At 63.1% G+C, this 17,218-nt stretch carries 14 protein-coding genes and 1 pseudogene; 14 read left to right on the top strand and 1 reads right to left on the bottom strand.

What is annotated here, in order from left to right; all coding sequences use genetic code 11:
• Positions 1–71 precede the first annotated feature (71 nt).
• The 14 genes and pseudogenes from QMK32_RS11365 to QMK32_RS11305 all read left to right on the top strand — a co-directional run bounded on the left by QMK32_RS11365 (position 72) and on the right by QMK32_RS11305 (position 15,744).
• Positions 72–332, top strand: coding sequence for an acyl carrier protein (locus tag QMK32_RS11365; RefSeq protein WP_088945803.1), 261 nt, complete (start codon positions 72–74; stop codon positions 330–332).
• A complete protein-coding gene (locus QMK32_RS11360) occupies positions 329–3,328 on the top strand; it encodes a type I polyketide synthase (RefSeq protein ID WP_283475033.1) in 3,000 nt (999 codons plus the stop codon). Before QMK32_RS11365 ends, QMK32_RS11360 begins: the two co-directional genes overlap by 4 nt.
• On the top strand, positions 3,328–4,332 hold the full coding sequence (locus tag QMK32_RS11355; RefSeq protein ID WP_283475032.1) for a 3-oxoacyl-ACP synthase III family protein: 1,005 nt from the start codon (positions 3,328–3,330) through the stop codon (positions 4,330–4,332). The genes QMK32_RS11360 and QMK32_RS11355 overlap by 1 nt, the downstream gene beginning before the upstream one ends.
• Positions 4,329–6,053, top strand: coding sequence for an HAD-IIIC family phosphatase (locus QMK32_RS11350; protein ID WP_283475031.1), 1,725 nt, complete (start codon positions 4,329–4,331; stop codon positions 6,051–6,053). Before QMK32_RS11355 ends, QMK32_RS11350 begins: the two co-directional genes overlap by 4 nt.
• Before the next feature lie 2 nt (positions 6,054–6,055).
• The gene (locus tag QMK32_RS11345; protein WP_088945807.1) at positions 6,056–6,289 is read left to right on the top strand and encodes an acyl carrier protein; all 234 of its coding nucleotides are present in this window, start codon (positions 6,056–6,058) and stop codon (positions 6,287–6,289) included.
• Positions 6,286–7,074, top strand: coding sequence for a 2-oxo acid dehydrogenase subunit E2 (locus QMK32_RS11340; protein WP_283475030.1), 789 nt, complete (start codon positions 6,286–6,288; stop codon positions 7,072–7,074). Before QMK32_RS11345 ends, QMK32_RS11340 begins: the two co-directional genes overlap by 4 nt.
• A gap of 4 nt (positions 7,075–7,078) precedes the next feature.
• Entirely contained in the window at positions 7,079–8,185 is a 1,107-nt protein-coding gene (locus QMK32_RS11335; protein ID WP_283475028.1) for an alpha/beta hydrolase family protein, read from the top strand.
• The gene (locus tag QMK32_RS11330) at positions 8,182–8,907 is read left to right on the top strand and encodes a thioesterase II family protein (protein ID WP_283475027.1); all 726 of its coding nucleotides are present in this window, start codon (positions 8,182–8,184) and stop codon (positions 8,905–8,907) included. Before QMK32_RS11335 ends, QMK32_RS11330 begins: the two co-directional genes overlap by 4 nt.
• Positions 8,904–10,199, top strand: coding sequence for an MFS transporter (locus tag QMK32_RS11325; RefSeq protein WP_283475025.1), 1,296 nt, complete (start codon positions 8,904–8,906; stop codon positions 10,197–10,199). The genes QMK32_RS11330 and QMK32_RS11325 overlap by 4 nt, the downstream gene beginning before the upstream one ends.
• Positions 10,200–10,249: 50 nt before the next feature.
• Positions 10,250–10,912: pseudogene (locus QMK32_RS25370) on the top strand (MFS transporter); the annotation flags it as partial.
• Positions 10,913–11,038: 126 nt separating this feature from the next.
• The gene (locus tag QMK32_RS25365; RefSeq protein ID WP_502943582.1) at positions 11,039–11,701 is read left to right on the top strand and encodes an MFS transporter; all 663 of its coding nucleotides are present in this window, start codon (positions 11,039–11,041) and stop codon (positions 11,699–11,701) included.
• The gene (locus QMK32_RS11315) at positions 11,698–13,215 is read left to right on the top strand and encodes a class I adenylate-forming enzyme family protein (RefSeq protein WP_283475020.1); all 1,518 of its coding nucleotides are present in this window, start codon (positions 11,698–11,700) and stop codon (positions 13,213–13,215) included. Before QMK32_RS25365 ends, QMK32_RS11315 begins: the two co-directional genes overlap by 4 nt.
• Positions 13,212–14,759 (top strand): phosphopantetheine-binding protein, encoded by a 1,548-nt coding sequence (locus QMK32_RS11310; protein WP_283475018.1) that lies wholly within the window; start codon positions 13,212–13,214, stop codon positions 14,757–14,759. The genes QMK32_RS11315 and QMK32_RS11310 overlap by 4 nt, the downstream gene beginning before the upstream one ends.
• A gap of 178 nt (positions 14,760–14,937) precedes the next feature.
• Positions 14,938–15,744 (top strand): AfsR/SARP family transcriptional regulator, encoded by an 807-nt coding sequence (locus QMK32_RS11305; RefSeq protein ID WP_088945814.1) that lies wholly within the window; start codon positions 14,938–14,940, stop codon positions 15,742–15,744.
• Positions 15,745–15,799: 55 nt separating this feature from the next.
• On the opposite strand, the gene QMK32_RS11300 is transcribed toward QMK32_RS11305, so the two are convergent.
• The gene (locus QMK32_RS11300; protein WP_283475015.1) at positions 15,800–17,089 is read right to left on the bottom strand and encodes an FAD-dependent monooxygenase; all 1,290 of its coding nucleotides are present in this window, start codon (positions 17,087–17,089) and stop codon (positions 15,800–15,802) included.
• Between the last annotated feature and the right edge of the window lie 129 nt (positions 17,090–17,218).

Genomic DNA, 17,218 nt, shown 5'->3' with positions numbered 1-17,218 from the left:
TCACCCACCCTCGTCAACGATCACGCACCACCACTCAACCACGCACTCCCATCACGCCAGAAGGAACGACTATGCCTGCTCGTCCGATCGACGAAACCGAATGGCTGATCGAGAAGGTCGCGGGATTCCTGCGAATCCCACCGAACTCGGTCGACATGGACCGTCCCCTTGCCGAGTACGGGCTCGACTCGGTCTATGCCCTCACCCTGTGCGGCGACATGGAAGATGCGTTCGGAATTGAGGTCGAACCCACCATGGCGTGGGACTACCCGAGCATCGCTGCCATGGCTGGCTTTCTTCGCACCCAGGTTGCGGCCAAGGCCGACTCGTGACCTCCGATCCCGCGATCGCAGTGACCGGAATCGCCTGCCGGTTCCCAGGTGCATCGGACGCCTCTGCTTTCTGGAAGCTTCTGCTCGACGGACGGCACGGCGCGAGCGAGGTGCCACCCGATCGGTGGACCACCGACGATTGGACGAACGGGTCGGATGCTCCGCGCCCGCCGAGCCGATTCGGCGGATTCATCACCGGACACTCAAATTTCGACCACGCCTTTTTCGGAGTTTCACCGGCCGAGGCGAGCGAGATGGACGTGCAGCAGCGGCTGATCCTCGAAATGGCTTGGCATGCAATCGAAGACGCGGGAATCGATCCGACGGCCCTGGCAGGCAGCACGACTGGCGTGTTCGTCGGAATGATGTCGAGTGACTGGACATCGATGGCGATGTCGAGTCCCGCGGAAATGACCCCGCACCGAGGCACGGGAGGTGGATACTGCATGGCAGCCAACCGGGTGTCCTACCACCTCGACCTGCACGGACCCAGTATGACCGTCGATACTGCGTGTTCCTCGTCCCTCGTCGCTATTCATCAGGCCGCCAGTGCAATTCGCGCGGGCGACATCGACACGGCTATCGTCGCCGGGGCCAACATGATGCTCTCGCCTGCACTGTCGGTGTTCTACGCTGAATCCGGCCTTGCCTCCACCGACGGCAGATGCAAACCGTTCTCCGCCGGGGCCGACGGGATCGGGCGCGGGGAAGGTATCGGCGTCGTCGTACTGCAACGGGAAACCGATGCCATCACCCGTTCGGGACTGTCGTACGCCCGCATTCTCGCCTCGGCTGTCAATCACGACGGGCGAAGCAACGGGATCTCCGCACCGAGTATGTGGTCGCAGATCGCAGTCCTCGAGTCTGCTTACGCGCGCGCTTCCGTGAACGCTGCCGACGTTGATTTCGTCGAAGGCCACGGGACCGGAACCGTACTGGGTGACATGATCGAGTCCCGTGCCCTCGGAAAGGTTCTCGGCGTCGAACGCAGCCGACCGTGCCTGCTCGGATCGGTGAAGGGCAACGTGGGTCACCTCGAAGGAGCCGCAGGGATCGCGGGATTCATCAAGGCAATTCTGTCCATCAAGAATCGCGTTCTTCCGCCGTCGTTGTTCGCCGATGCCGAGAACGAAGCCCTTGGACTGAGTGGCAAGGGCATGAGGCTCAACGATTCAATTGCGAAGCTGCCACGCACACCGATCGTCGGGGGAATCAGCTCCTTCGGAATGGGCGGTACAAATGCGCACGTGGTCGTCGGCTCACCGACCGACGTCCGTTCTCCGAGTCGACTGTCCGGGACCTCAGTGCTCACGATCTCGGCGAACGACGACAGCGCATTGACGTCGAACGTAACCGCGCTCGCCGATTTCGTAGACGGCGTGTCGCCGGATCGGTTCAACCAGATTGCGTACTCGACGAACATCGTCAAGACCGGTCTCCGCTCGCGTATCGCCGTTGCCGCCGACACTCCGAGCCAGGGCGCAGCGGCGCTGCGGCGCGCGGTCCTTCTCCGATCCGGCACCGCGTCCGGGCGCACCCCGGCCCCGGCCTTCCTGTTCACCGGCCAAGGGTCGCAGTACCCGGCTATGGGTCGCGCACTGGAGCGTCGCTGCCCGGTCTACTCGGATAGGTTGCGCGAAGTGGTCGACGCGGCGGCCGACGACCTACGTCCACACCTCGATCGCGTCCTCTTCGACGAAGATTCCGCCGAACTGGTGGCTCGGGCCGCGATAGCTCAGCCGGCGCTGTTCGCAGTGCAGTACGCCTTGTCTGCTGCCTTCGTCGACGTGGGTGTTCGTCCGGTTGCGGTTCTCGGCCACAGCTTGGGTGAATTCGCGGCCTCCGTGACTGCGGGTGCACTGACGATGTCGGACGCATTGGGTCTGGTGTCCATGCGGGGCACTCCGATGGACTCAGCAGCAGGCGCAGGTGGAATGCTCTCGGTCCGTGCCGACGTGTCGACGATCGTGGCGCACGTCGAACTGGACTCGACGCTGTGCATCGCTGCGATCAACGGGCCCGGCAGCACGGTCCTAGCCGGTGCGACCGAGGCTCTCGAGCGTGCAGAACGGGTTCTCGCGGCGTACTCGCCGAAACGCCAACGCGTCACCCACGCGTTTCACTCCCCCACCATGGAGCCTGCCGCGTCCATGCTCCGAGCATCGGGGATCAGAGTGCCACCGAACGCGACCACCGTTCCCTTCTATTCGACGCTTCGCGGCGGCGAGATCGACGGCGCCGATCTTACGCTCGCCTACTGGAGCGAACAGATGGTGCGGCCCGTCGATTACCTCGGGGCTATGCGCGCCCTTCTCGCGGACGCCCGGCCGTCGCATTTGATCGAGATCGGTCCCAATGGTGTCTTGACGACACTTGCCCGCGATATCGACACCACCGGGGCCGAGCGGCTCGTTCCGATGCCAGGGCCTGCGTCGGCGGGCACCGAATTTGCCGAGGTTCTCGCAGCCCTGTACAGCCAAGGTACCGACGTTGTCTGGGCACCTCTGTACCAGCAGCAACATCGAACCGTCCGACGTCTGCCTGGGTATCGATTCGACCACGATCGGCACCGGCTGGCGGGCAAGCCGACACTGCGGTTCCGTTCGAATGTGCCTGCTGTCGAGTCGATTCTGGACGATACCGCGGTCGGGGCTGCCCACGGCGGGGTCAGCGCCGAGTCGCCGCTGTTCACCACCGCCACATCCGTCCCGGACGAACTCGATCTCGAGACGTCGATCTGCACCCTGATCGCGCAGCTGGGCGGGTTCGAGACCGGAGAATTCACCCGATCCTCCCGCCTGCGCGACGACCTGGGGTTCGACTCGATCATGGCCGTTCGGCTCGGCGACCGAGTGAACGAACTTCTCGCTCCGACTCCGCCGATCGCGGTGGTCGATCTGGCCGACAATCTCGACACCGTCGGCAATCTCGTGGACTTCGTCCGTCACCACACCCGAACGTACCCGCACACAGTGATTCTCGAAGGAGCGAACTGATGCACGTGCTCGCAACCGGGACCTGCCTGCCCGGCGCTGCAGTCGACAATGCAGCTCTCGCCGGCCGTTTCGGAATGAACGCCGAATGGATCGAGCTGTTCGTCGGAACACGGACACGATACTTCGGTGTCGATCTCGAATCGGGTGAGCGCACCCACTCGATCGTCGATCTCGGTACGCACGCCGCACGGCAGGCACTCGATCGGGCCGGGCTGGAGCCGTCGGACATCGATTTTCTCGTGCTGGCCACCGCAACACCGGATTCGTTGATGCCGACATCGGCCACCGGAATCGCCGACCGGCTCGGCTTGAATCTCATTCCCGCGTATCAGCTCCAATCCGGCTGTTCGGGAGCGATTTCCGCGTTGGACGTCGGTGGGCGCATGCTCGACGACGATCGACGTATCGGCCTGGTGATCGGCGCCGATCTGTGCGCCAAGCACATGGTTCTCGACCGAGACATCAGCGGTATGCCGCCCGCGACGCTCGTGAACTACATGCTGTTCGGCGATGCTGCAGGCGCAATGGTGATCGCAGCCGATCCCACGGACGCCGTCATGCGGATCGACACCGTGCACTGTGTGTTCACCGGTCTCGACAGCGCTCCTGGACAGATCATCGAGTGGTTCGGAGACGCCGATCGACTCTCGGACATCACCGCCGTGCGGGAGGACTACAAGGCCATCGAACGACGTGTGCCGGGCATGAGTGTAGAAACGGCAGGCGAATTGCTTCGCCGTTCATCCTGGTCCGCGGACGATATCGACTTCCTCCTCCCACCTCAGCTGTCCGGCATCATGACCGCCCGCATCCGGAAGGAGATGGGAATGGACGGTGCCCGAGAAATCAGCTGTGTCGCCGCGACCGGCAACAGCGGAAATGCCCTGGCTTTCCTACAGTTCGACAGCCTTGCCGGAGTCATCGAACCCGGCAACCGGGCTCTCGCGATCGCCATCGAATCCAGCCGCTGGATCCGAGGCGGCATCACCTTGGAGGGACTGTGACCGTCACGAACGTCACGAGGGCGGTTGCGATCGCGATCGTCGGCAGCTCGACGGTCCGAGGGCTGCAGGCTCCCCTCGGCGCCGAACTGGCGCGTCACGGATTCGAATCCGATATCCGAGTGGGTGGATTCGGCGGATGGGCTCTGGAACTACTCCAGGACCGAGCCCCCGTCTTCGAACACGACCCGGACATGACGATCGTGATGCTCGACGCGAGCATCGTCCTCGATCGTCTCCCCGACACCTGGACCGCACGAGACGTAGCGGTTGCACTCGACGACGTCGCTACGACACTCGAGCGCTCGGTACGGAGCCACGCGGCTCGACGGTTGACGGTTGTCGCGACCGTGCCGCTGCCGGCAGCGGTGCTGTCGATGGCGATCGACCTGGTGTCCAAGGCGCAGATCGGGGCCGCCTGGCGTCGGTTCAACGCACGATTGCTCGATCTTGCCGTAGCCGACCACTCGATCGTCGTGCTGGACGCCGACGCCGTTCTCACGGAGTCCGGTCCGCTGTCCGACCCCCGTATGGCGTCGTATGCCGGCATCGCGCTCGGTAACGAGTTCATGGGGGCATGCGCTCGTCAGATCGGACACCTCACCCGATCGCGCCTGGGCCGGGCCAGCAAGGCACTCGCGCTCGATCTCGACGGAACACTTTGGGAGGGCGTTCTTTCCGAGGACGGAATCGAGGGAGTGAACCTCAAGCACGGTCTGACCGGCGAAGCATACTCAACGTTCCGACGCACCCTGCGGCAGCTTGCCTCCCAGGGCGTGATGCTCGCGATTCTGAGCAAGAACGACGAGGCGCTCGTCCGGCGAGCATTGATCGAACACCCTGATTCGGACATGAGCGAGGGTGACTTCGTTGCCATTCGTGCCGATTGGAATCCGAAGCCGGGAAACCTGGTAGCCATGGCCGCCGACCTGGGCATCGGCGTCGAGTCGTTCGTATTCGTCGACGACTCGGAATCCGAGCGGGGCGCAATGCATTCGGCCTTGCCCACCCTTCCTATCGTGGCGGTGGATGCAAACGAACCCGCATTGCACGTCGTATCACTGCTTCGTGACGGGTGGTTCACCACATCGACGATCACCGCCGAGGACACCGCCCGAACTACCAGATACCGAACGGAGTTGCAGCGCAGGACCCTCCGCGATGCAGCGCAGGACGTCGAGTCCTACCTGACCGATCTCGACACGAGGGTGGTCGTCTTCGAGCCACAGGGTGTCGAGATCGCCCGAATCGCCCAGATCACACAGCGCACCAATCAATTCAACCTCACCACGCTCCGGATGGACGAACGTTCGGTTCGAACCTGGATCGATGATCCACATCGTGCCGTCGTAGCGGTCGAATGCGCAGACCGCTTCGGCGATCACGGGATAGTGGGGGCGCTCTTCGTCGAACGGTCCGAGAAGACCACCTTCGTCCGAAACTTCGCGCTGTCCTGCCGGGTCCTCGCACGGGGGGTCGAAACGGCCTTGCTCGCGCACGTCGCACAGTCCGAATTCCACACCGGCAGAACCGAACTGATCGGCTGGTACGCAGCAACTCCGAAGAACTCGGCCACTGCCCGTCTGTACCCGGATCACGGGTTCCGGCCGTCGGGCGGTGACCACCGCGGCCTGCACGGGCTCGGGGCCGACTCGGAGGAATTCGTACTTGCCCCGGCAGACGTGCCGTCGGTACCCCCGTACGTAGACATCAAGGAGAGATGACCATGAGCATGAGCATGACGAAAGAGCGATTCGTCGAATTGGTCCGTACCGAAAGCGGTCTGGAGATCACCGAGTTCGGTTTGTCGACCCCTTTCGACGGCGTTGCGGGGTGGGACTCGATGTACCTGCTCAAGGTCATCACCGTGGTGGAGGCGGAAATAGGCAGACCGCTATCGGTCGTCCGGGCCATGGAGAGCAAATGCCTGGACGACATCTACCGGGTTGCCACCGCATGACGTCCCTCGTGCGGATGGTCGGCGGTCTCCGCGTGGTGCCGAACCACCGCTGGCACACCCTTGCTTTCCTAGCCGGCAGCACCGGTCGCAGCCCCGTCTACCTCGGCATCGAGGTGGACGCGTCGGCCATTCTCGCGAGACAGAGCGAGTCGGCTCGATGTTCGGTCGTCGCGCAGGTCGTCGCGGCTGTCGGGACCGTGTGGGCACGTCATCCCGAGGCGAACTCCTCGTTCGAGTCACTTGGTCTACCTCTCGTGGTACGGCATCGTGATGTCGACGTCAAGCTGGCGTTCGACGTCTCGGTCGACGGGACCAGGACGGTGCAGTCCGCAGTTCTCCCTGCTGCACAATCGATATCGCCCGCAGCGATCACCGAATGGATCACCGACACCCGAGAGCGCCTCGAGTCGGGCGATCGCGGACCTGCGCAAGCATTTCGGTTCCTACCCGGCGTCGTCGGCCGAGCCGTGTTCGACATTGCCACCTTCCTTCCGTGGAGCCACCGGGCCCTCGGAACAGTTGCGGTGACCTCGCTGGGCCATCGCCCGATTCGGCACTTCTACTCCGATGGAGGCACCACCATGACTGTCGGAATCGGCAGGATGATCGACTCCGTCGCACTCGTGGACGACCGAGCAGTCGACCGAACGATTCTTCCGCTGTCGCTGACATTCGACCATCGGGTGATCGACGGCGCACTGGCGGCCGAGGTCGCAGCGGACCTCGCGTCGGAGCTGGAAATGTCCGGATCGACCACTGCACCCGAGCTCGAACGGATCGTATAGCGCCATGGACTATCTCGACGAAGTGAAGAATCTGGTCGTCCTGCACGCACGGGCACAGGGAATGAGTGCTCGGCGTTGTCGGTCGACATTGGCCTCCATCACCACCCTGGACGACGGGGACGGCGGTTGGGCCGACGCATGGGTCGGTGCTGCAACCGCATTCGCGCATGAGGGGAAGCACCGAGACGCCGTTCAGTGTCTGAATCTGGCACGATTCCCGTTCGCGTCGACACCAGGGCAGAAGCAGGCCTACAAGGACTGCACCGTCCGGTTCGCAGCGTGGGCCGCCGACGTCGAGGGTGTGGAGAAGCTTGCGGCACGTATCGACGGCACCAACGTTCCCGTTTGGTTCCGTGGCCTGCCCAGCGATGGTCCGGCCCCGTTGCTTTTGGTGATCGGCGGGATCGTGAGCCCGAAAGAACAATGGGCGGACATTCTCGTTTCCGCCCGCGCACTCGGCATGGCCGTAGTGATCGTCGATTTCCCCGGTGTCGGCGAGAACTCGACTCGATACACGGGGGCCAGTTCGATGCTCATCTCCGCGGTGGTGGACGCGGTAGCAGCACGAATGATGATCGACGGCGTTCATGCTCTTGCGATGAGCTTCGGCGGCACTGTCGTCCTGCGCGCTGCGACGACAGATCCACGTATTCGTTCCATCGTGACCGTCGGTGCCCCTGTCCGGTATCTCTTCGGCGCAGCATCTCTCGCGGGCGAACTCCCCAGGACGACGGTTCGCACCCTCGAACATCTCACCGGCGCAACGGGATCGGATTTCGAATCGACCCTGGCGCAGTGCGCGCTCGACGATCACGAACTCGATCGGATCAAGATACCGGTGCTTTACATCAGGAGCAGTCGCGACGAGATCACACCGGCGGCCGAGTCGCAGCTGCTGCTCGACCGGCTGGTGTGCTCGCGTGTCGTCGAATTCGACGACGTTCACGGGTCGCCGACACACATGACGGCCGTACGACTGTTGACAATCGGCGCGCTGACCCGGCAGTCGGGACGAAGGCCGATCACCGGCACGGCGTTGTCGATATTGCTCTCGCTCGGCTCCCGGTTTCCGTTCCTGGCACCGATCGACCTGGGCCGGACTGCGGCATGACCGTCACCGACGCACCTACAGTGCTGTGCTTCCACCACGCCGGCGGATCCGCATCGGTATACCGACGCTGGACCGAGTCCGACGCATTGACCGTGGTGCCCGTCCACCTACCGGGCCGCGACGATCGCAGGCACGAGCCTTGCTTCACCAATCTCGACGCCCTGGTCGACCTTCTCGAGATCGAACTTGCAGAGGAGATGGACCGCCCCTACGTCCTGTTCGGCCACAGTATGGGCGCGCTCGTCGCCTACACACTTGCAACCCGAGCCCTCGAAGCAGGCCGTCGTCTCCCGGAATCACTTGTGGTGGCAGCAAGTTCACCACCACATCTGCCGACCCTGCCACTGCCACTGGACACACTGTCCGACCTCGAAATCGCCCGTAGCCTTGCGGCATTCGGCGGTCTTCCGCCTATGTTGCTCGAGCGGCCGGAATGGCTCGGCCCGCTCCTGACGGTGGTGAAAGACGACATCAGGGTCTGCCAGAGCGCGCGCCTTGCAACGGGCACATCGTTGCCGATACCGATTCACGCGATCGGTGGGACCGGCGATCTCCTGGTCGCCGCGGCGTCGCTGACACAGTGGGACCGACACACGACGAGCGACTTCACGGTCACCATGGTCGACGGCGGACATTTTCTCACGACCGACAACAGCGACGAACTGTTCGGCTTGGTCGAACGCATCGTTCGCACGACGGCTGAGTCGGTGGGCACCCGATGACACTGGACTCCGATCGTGACCTCCGTGCCGCGCGGCATGAGGGCGGCGACACGTCGCCGCCGCGCGGACTCGAGACCAGGCTCGCTCTCGCCGGACTGGCTGCATGGGTAGCCTTCTTCGCACCGACCCAAGTTCTTCTCGCTGTGGCGGCGGAACGCATGTACCCGGCCGACAAAGAGCTGTTCTTCGGTCTGATCTCCGCTGCAGGCAGCGTGGTGATGCTCGTCGCGTACCCCATAGTCGGTGCTCTGTCGGATCGTTGTCTACCTACGGTCGCCCGACGAACGGTGTCCATGATCGGTGTGGCCGTGGCCGTGGGCTGCCTGGTGATGGCGGGCCAAGCCGACAGCGGCCTCGAATTGGTGTTCTGGTGGTGCGCAACTCAGACCGGAATCGCCGCAATCCAGTGCGGGGTCGAGGCGAGTGTCGCCGACGAGATACCGACCCGACACCGCGCGCGGATCGGCGGAAAGCTCGCCGCCGCACAGATGTTCGCTGCTCTACTGGGAACGGTGGTCGCGTCGGTGTCGACCGATCTGTCGATTTCCTATTTGGTGGTTGCCGGCGTGGTCACGATGCTCGCGGCGCCGTTCATCGCGGTGTCGGTCGTCGCGGCGCCGACGGCGCGTGACCCGGCACCGGCGCTTGCACACCCGACGGCACCACCGATTCGCGTCGGTCGGTCGAGCTCGACATCCGAACTGTGGCTGGGGTGGACCAGCCGAACCCTGGTGCTGTTCGGACTCGGCAACGTCACCCAGTTCCTGTACTTCTTCGTTCACGACGAACTCGCGCGGCCAGAGCCGGCAAGCGCCCTCATCCTGTTGACCGGTCTTTTCGTGGTCTCGGTGGTGCTCAGCGCCCTGATCTGCGGCACGATATCCGATCGGATCGCGGACCGTACCGGACCCGCAGTGATCGGTTCTGCCGTCGCAGGTGTCGCCGCGTCGACCTTCGGCTTCGTGGACTCGTGGCCCCTGATCCTGTGTGCAGCAGCCGTACTCGGTGCAGGACTCGGCGCGTTCATGGGACCGGCCTTCGCACTGCTCACCGAACTCCTGCCCGATCCCAAGCACTACGGCCGTGACCTCGGCCTGCTCAATACAGCGGTCGTTGCTCCCAGCGCCCTCGCACCGATAGTCGGCGTCGCCATGCTGCAGTTGGAGCACGGTTTCACGGTGCTCTACATGGTCGCGGGCACGTCGCTCCTCCTCGGCTCGGTCACAATGTACGTGCTGCGTCTTCGCACTCGGGACAGTCGCGAGCACACTGTCGCGGTGAATCCGCTGTGACCGTCACCGAGGTGCGGGCTGTGCGACGGTCCTGGGTAGTTCTGGTCGCAATGTCGGCGGCCGTCACGATCGTCATCTTCAACAGCTCGGCCGTCAACGTCGCACTGCCCTCCATGTCGACGGACCTAGGATTGTCCTCGGCTGCACTGCGTCTCGTCGTGGTCGTCTACTCGGCGACATTCGCAGCCATGCTGTTGCCCGCAGGGCATCTGTGCAACCGAATCGGTGCCCGAACAGTCTTGTTGATCGGCCTCCTGTCCACGGGGCTCGGCGGCGCAGCAGCCGCCTCCGTCGACAACGTGCCTGCAATCATGCTCGCCCGCGCTCTGATGGGCATCGGTGCGGCCTTCGTGATGCCATCGACCCTCGCACTCGTCGTGGCGACCGCCTCGGATGCCGGGCGATCTCGCGCTATCGCCGTGTGGAGCGCGGTCTCGGTGGCCGGTGCCGCAGGTGGACCGATTGTGGGTGGAGTTCTCGTCGAAGGATGGGGATGGAACTACATCTTCGGCGTGTCCGCCGCCGGATCCGCTGTCATGGCCCTGGTGGTCCTCGGTGTGGTGTCACCGACGGCCACGCTGCCACGGTCTGCTGTGAACGGTCGGCTCCTGGTGCTGGCGTCCGGAGCGATCACCACCTTCGTCCTGGGTGTGACGGTCGTCAGCGACGAGATTATCGTCGGTGCCGTCCTCATCGGGGTCGCCGGGATCCTGGCTCTCGCGGCATGGGTTTCTCGGTCGCGCAAGCAATCCGGTTCGTTCTCGGCCGATCTCACGGACTCGGATCCCACGACAGCGCGCCATCGACGTCGGGAGTTCTTCGGGGCGTCCGTATCGAACATGTTGTTGTTCTTCGCGCTCGCCGGCACCCTGTTCGTGCTTACGCAGAAGCTTCAGTTCCAATTCGAACTGTCCCCATCGTCGGCCGGTCTCGCCGTAGCCCCGGTAACGGTCGCGCTGATCCTCGGGGTCACGTCGTCCACACCGTGTTCGAACCGTTTCGGTCGACGGCCGGTGGTAGTGGCCGGACTGATCGTCGCAGCGCTGGCATCGGTGACCCTGTCGCTGGTCGGAGGCGAACTCCACATCGTGCTCGGAGCGGTATTCGTAGCCGGGCTCGGCGTCGGGTTGGCCCTACCTCTGGTGACCGAGTCGATGGTCGCGGCAGTGCCCTCGCATCGGGTGGGTGAAGCCGCCGCCGTCAACGACACGATGCAGGAGATCGGGTACGCACTCGGCGTCGCCGTCCTCGGTTCCGTGCTGTCGGTCGTCTACGGCTCGAACCTGCACGGACCATCCGTCGACAACGCATCGCTCGGGGCCACTCTCCTCGAGGCCGATCGACTGGGTGACGACGCATTGCGCGAATCGGCCATGTCCGCCTTCTCCACAGGGTCAACGGTCGCCTTCTGTGTGGGCGGGGTGTTCCTCGTGGCAGGGGCAATCATCGCCCACCTGTACCTTCCCCCGGCAGAATACCGAGTCCGAAACGGAGCGCAATGAACACGACCCTTATTTCGACGCCCCCGACCTCTGAACCCCTGCACGTCATACCTTCTGATCTGCTCGACCTGACCGCGATCGAGTCACCGACGTCCGTCGCGCTCCACGCACCCGATGGGCGAACGGTCGACTACCGGACGCTCGCCGAGTTGGTCGCGACCACATCGACGGCTCTTGTGGCCGCGAGTGTCGGCCGCGGTGATCGCGTCGTCACCCGATTGACCAACGACGTTCCTGCTGTGGCGATGGTGTTCGCGGCTTGGTCAGTCGGCGCCGTTGCAGTCCCTCTCCCACCGTCCATGACGGATATCCAATTAGCCTCTGTCGCAGACGATTGCACACCCGCACTCGTGGTCGTCGAGCAGCTCCCGGAAAACACGGCGGCCTTCGCGTCTCCGGTGCTGACCTGGGTCGGCCTCGGCACCGCGAAGCCACCCGAACCGACCCTCCGACGACCGGTCCACGACGACGAACCAGCACTGCTGATGTACACCTCCGGCAGCACCTCCAAGCCCAAGGGCGTCATCTGTCCGGCAGCGGCAATCGTATTCGCTGTAGGTTCGATCGGGCGGCAGCTCGAGTACCGAGCAAGCGACACCGTTCTGCTCATGTCGCCTCTGTCCTTCGACTACGGCCTCTATCAGGTTCTGCTGTCGTTCGCGTCCGGTGCGTCCGTGGTACTCGCCGATGCCTCGAACGCCCTGGGCCTGCTCAGGACGATCAGATCGCGACCCGTGACCGTGGTGCCTGCGGTTCCAGCAGTTGCAGGAATGCTGCACACTCTGCTGTCCCGCGGCGGCAGCGTCGACACGGTTCGGATGGTCACCAATACCGGCGCGGACCTGCCGCCGTCCCGGATCGCCGAGCTTCGCATCATATTTCCCCATGCGGCGATCATCGCCATGTACGGCATCACCGAATGCAAGCGCGTCACCATCGCCGAGCCGGACCTGGACCTTCATCGTCCAGGGTCGGTGGGACGTGCTATTCCGGGAACTCGGATCACCGTGCTCGACGACTCGGGGCGCCCTGTCGAACCTGGGACCGACGGTCAGATCGTTGCCATCGGACCACATGTCATGGCCGGATACTGGGGCGCGGGCGAACTGACTGCCGAACGCTTCGGCGTCGACGCGCTATCGGGCGAACGAATGTTGCTCACCGGCGATTACGGTCGCATCGACGCCGACGGCTATCTGTACTTCACCGGTCGTCGCGACGACATCTTCAAAGCCGCCGGCGTCCGGACCAGCGTGTCCGAAATATCCGCCGCCGTCGAATCACTGGACATCGTGCAGTCGGTAATCGTCCTCAAGCCCACCGACGATCATGGGTTGTCGATCGTCGTGACGGCCACCGCGTCGGGAAGCGAAATTTTGAGCGCTCTAGCCACAATACTCGAACCAGCCAAGATACCGACACGATGCGTCGTACTCGACGAACTCCCCCTCACTCCCAACGGAAAAGTCGACACTCGCCGCGCAGAGCTCGCACTGACGAAGGACACACCATGACACGCAACACGGACATCGCTCGTACATTCGGGACACCGGTCTACATCTTCGACGCGGACAAACTCGACGCGGCCGCGCGCGATCTCACCCGCGCGCTACCACAGCCGAGTTCCATCTATTTCTCACTGAAGGCAAATCCCAATCCCGCAGTGGCCGAGGTACTTCGACTCGCAGGATGCTCCGCGGAAGTCAGCTCGATCGGCGAGCTCGACGCAGCCTTGTCCGCCGGATTCCCCGCGGCGGACATCATCTACACCGGGCCGGGAAAGACGGATGAGGAAATCGTTCACGCCATTGCCAGCGGCGTCCGGGAGTTCTCCTCCGAATCTCGAACCGACCTTCGGCGCCTGTCCGCCCTCGCCGACGGATTGTCCGTCGAAATCGGCATTCTGCTTCGGGTCAACAGCGATTCGGCCCCGGGCGGTGCAGGGATGCGCATGACGGGAGCGTCGTCGCAGTTCGGAATCGATACCGGCACAATGCCCTTGACCCGCGACGACATCGACCTTCCGTCGATCGAGGTGCACGGGTTCCACTTCTACCCTCTCAGTAACGCATCCGACGAGTCCGCGCTCGTGGTCGAGATGATCAACAGCATCGATACGGCCTGCAGACTGCGCGACGAACTCGGCATCGAGCTGAAGGTTCTCGATCTCGGTGGCGGTTTCGCTGCGCCGTACGCATCCTCCGGACGCAGGCCGATTTACCAGCAGCTCCAAGAGTCCATCGCGAGTGCGCTCGATGCCCGGCTGCCGGGCTGGCGTACCGGGGAGACAAGAATTGTGTTCGAGTCCGGCCGGTATCTCACGGCGGACTCCGGGGCGCTCGTCGCGCAGATCATGGATGTCAAAGACAGCCGCGACCGACGATATGTGATCACGGACACCGGAATTCACCATGTCGGCGGTCTGTCCGGCATTGGACGCGTTCTACCCGTGTCTGCACATGTCATGGCCGGGGCGACGCGCGGGGACGTCACCGGAATCGAGACCGACGACGACACGGATACGCGTGACATCGTCATCGCAGGGCCGCTGTGCACACCGGCCGACGTACTCAACAGGAACGCCGACCTCGCCGACCCCCACCCAGGCGACTTGATCGAGATTCCCAACGTCGGTGCCTACGGGCTGTCTGCGAGCTTGATGGGATTCCTTTCCCGACCCGCTCCCGCCGAGGTACTCGTTCGCGGAACCGAAACGATATCAGCCACAAGAATTCACTTCGACAGACAGGATCTGACTATGACCACACACGACGCACAGCAGCCGGCGGATCACACACCCGAGACGGCGTGGGATCGAAACTTCGAACGCCACATTTCGCGAGCCATTCCCCGCCTGTCGATCGCCGGCGGCCTGAAGGCCGACGAGGACCTCAAGAATGCCGGACTGGATTCGCTGGCGCTCGTCGCGCTGTTGGGCGACCTCGAACGTGAATACCGAATAGCGATCACCGATGACCAGCTGACGGCCGAGAACTTTGCCACTCCCGACTCGATCTGGTCGCTGGTCACGCGAGCACGAGACGCTGTCTCGTTGTAAGTCCGCGTAGCGGATACTTGCTCGGCAGTATCGATTCGGCAGTATCGATTTCGAGCAGGTGTCCGCAGCACGACCCCAATATGAACAGATCACTCTCACAACGAGAAATATGTCCAATTTCGGTAATATCGGACTTCGGCAGAAGCTAAGTAGAACCGAATGAAGGAAACTCACCAGAATGAGCGTGTCGAAACTCGAGGGTAGAGGTATTTCGATCAAAACATTCGGAGCCCTCGAACTGGATTCACAAGACACAGTGTTCGAGATTCCCAGCGGGACGAAGCTCAGGTCGGTGTGGGCATCCCTGGTGATCGACCCAGGCAATACCGTCTCGATGGAGACCGTGGCAGATATCGTGTGGGGGTCCAATCAACCCAAGCGCAGCCGTGAATCCATACACGTCTACATTTCGCAGCTTCGTTCGTTCCTCGATTCGTGTGGCCACTTTCCAGGACTCATCGAAACCCGAGCCGGCGGATATCGACTCGCAGTGAACAAACTTGACGTCGATTGGTGTGTGTTCGACGATGCGGTCAAGAACGCCCGCCCCAAGGCCAGATCCGGAGATCTCGACGGCGCCTGGGAGGACTTCGAAGTCGCACTGGCGTTGTACCGCGGCCCTTTTCTCTCGGGACTATCGGACAGTCCGCTACTGGAAGCAGCCGTGGACGAGATGAACGAGGGTTACCTCGCGTGTCTGGAGCAACGCAACGAAGTGATGCTGGCACGCGGAGAAGTCGCCCCACTGATCGGCGAGCTGCGTAAACTGACCCGGCAGTTTCCTGTGCGCGAAACGATGCACCGCCAACTGATGCGGGCGTTGTACCTGTCCGAGCGACAGATCGAGGCGCTCGAGGTCTACAACCGATTGCGGCACACGCTCCAAGGAGACTACGGAGTCGAGCCCGGTCGGCAAGTTCGGAGCGTGCACCAATCCATTCTCGAACGCGATTGCGAAGCGATCCGAGAGATGATCCTCTTGTAGTGCAACGCAATACACCGATACCGATGTCGCATCGGTATCGGCGTATTGCATGTTCTCAGACTTCGACGCGTGCCCCGGCGCGGATGGCCGCAAGTCGGTCGACGGCCTGCCTGGCAACACTGTCGGAGTTCAACAGGCTGTAGTAGATCGGACCCCAGATCCTTTTCTTCAGGAACGCCGATCGCTCGATAGCGCGGTAGATGGAACGGCGTCCGATCTCCGCGGCAATTCCCCGTTGCGCGAAGGCCAACTCCTGACGCATTTGCAGCGAACGTGCGGCCTCGACCGATTCCTCGCGCAGCGCCTGAAAACGTCTGCAGGCGTCGTCGACTGCGATGTCCGTCGAGTGGGTGAGGGCCGACGGCAACAGATCCGCCAGTACGACGCCGTCGAGAATAGCGTGATTGACACCCTGAGCCAGGACCGGTGAAAGTGTATGCGCCGCATCACCGATCGCCACGAGGCCCGGAGTCGACCAACGCGGTGTGTAGCTGGTGAAAATATCCAGCACGGACGTATCGCGCCACGAACCGATTTGTTCCGCAACCGTGTCGGCGAGTTCCGGTACGAGTCGGGCGATTCGATCGTGCAGCGCAGGCAAACCGGATGCGCGAATCTCACGAAGTCCACCCGGTGGGATGTTGACACCGAGACGTACGAGGTCCGGGATCGTCGGAATACACATGACGTGGGAATCGGCTTTCATGCGAACCTGATAGCGCGATCGGTCCCAGGATTCCGGCGCGGTCACCTTGATCCACAGCAAGTCACGTTGCATCGGTTTGCGCCGGGACGGAAGCGATGCCATCGCCGTCGTAGTCCCGTAACGTCCGTCCGCAGCGACCACGAGACGGGAGCGCACCGAATGCATTATTCCGTTGCAGCGGAAGCGGACTCCGCTGATCCGCCCGGAGGTACGGTCGAGTTCGGTGACCGTCGCAGCACGAATCATCCGGAGTTTCTTGTGATCGGCTCCGACGAACATCGCGTCGAGCAGCACGTCCTGGGGGACCTCGGTCGGTAGTTCGGAGTCGCGTCGAAGTTCCTCGAACCTGAGCGAGAGAACCGAGGTCCCGGAATCGACGATTCGGAGTCCGTCGACTGTCATGTACGACGCCGGGGACAGATGATCGAACACGCCGAGTGCTCGGAGCACGAACACCGAGTCCGGTGAGATGGACTCGCCGCGAAAGGATCTGGTCGAGGTTGCCGATCCCTCGAGTACAGTGACATCGACACCGTGCATCGCCAATGCCACCCCGAGCGCCATGCCTGCGGGACCACCGCCGACGACCAGTACATCGGTGTCGATCGTCTCGCCCTCGTTCGGAATGTATTCGCCCACGATGCGGCTCCCCTGGTTCTTGGATTCGAGTGTATCGACCGACCGTAGCAAGCAACGAATTCATTTGGATTGCACTGTGATTGCATCTCGCCAAAGACTCGCTAAAGGTCCTGCAGAGGAGCGTTGACC

This window comes from Rhodococcus sp. H29-C3 (assembly GCF_030063405.1).
Classification (GTDB): Bacteria; Actinomycetota; Actinomycetes; order Mycobacteriales; family Mycobacteriaceae; genus Rhodococcoides.
The sequence above is the reverse complement of the archived record's forward strand: the minus strand, read 5'-3'. Positions and strand labels throughout refer to the sequence as shown.

Coding starts and splice junctions, on each gene's coding strand:
- QMK32_RS11365 (WP_088945803.1), top strand. CDS start 72: ATGCCTGCTCGTCCGATCGACGAAACCGAATGGCTGATCGAGAAGGTC.
- QMK32_RS11355 (WP_283475032.1), top strand. CDS start 3,328: ATGCACGTGCTCGCAACCGGGACCTGCCTGCCCGGCGCTGCAGTCGAC.
- QMK32_RS11345 (WP_088945807.1), top strand. CDS start 6,056: ATGAGCATGAGCATGACGAAAGAGCGATTCGTCGAATTGGTCCGTACC.
- QMK32_RS11340 (WP_283475030.1), top strand. CDS start 6,286: ATGACGTCCCTCGTGCGGATGGTCGGCGGTCTCCGCGTGGTGCCGAAC.
- QMK32_RS11335 (WP_283475028.1), top strand. CDS start 7,079: ATGGACTATCTCGACGAAGTGAAGAATCTGGTCGTCCTGCACGCACGG.
- QMK32_RS11330 (WP_283475027.1), top strand. CDS start 8,182: ATGACCGTCACCGACGCACCTACAGTGCTGTGCTTCCACCACGCCGGC.
- QMK32_RS11325 (WP_283475025.1), top strand. CDS start 8,904: ATGACACTGGACTCCGATCGTGACCTCCGTGCCGCGCGGCATGAGGGC.
- QMK32_RS25365 (WP_502943582.1), top strand. CDS start 11,039: ATGTTGTTGTTCTTCGCGCTCGCCGGCACCCTGTTCGTGCTTACGCAG.
- QMK32_RS11315 (WP_283475020.1), top strand. CDS start 11,698: ATGAACACGACCCTTATTTCGACGCCCCCGACCTCTGAACCCCTGCAC.
- QMK32_RS11310 (WP_283475018.1), top strand. CDS start 13,212: ATGACACGCAACACGGACATCGCTCGTACATTCGGGACACCGGTCTAC.
- QMK32_RS11305 (WP_088945814.1), top strand. CDS start 14,938: ATGAGCGTGTCGAAACTCGAGGGTAGAGGTATTTCGATCAAAACATTC.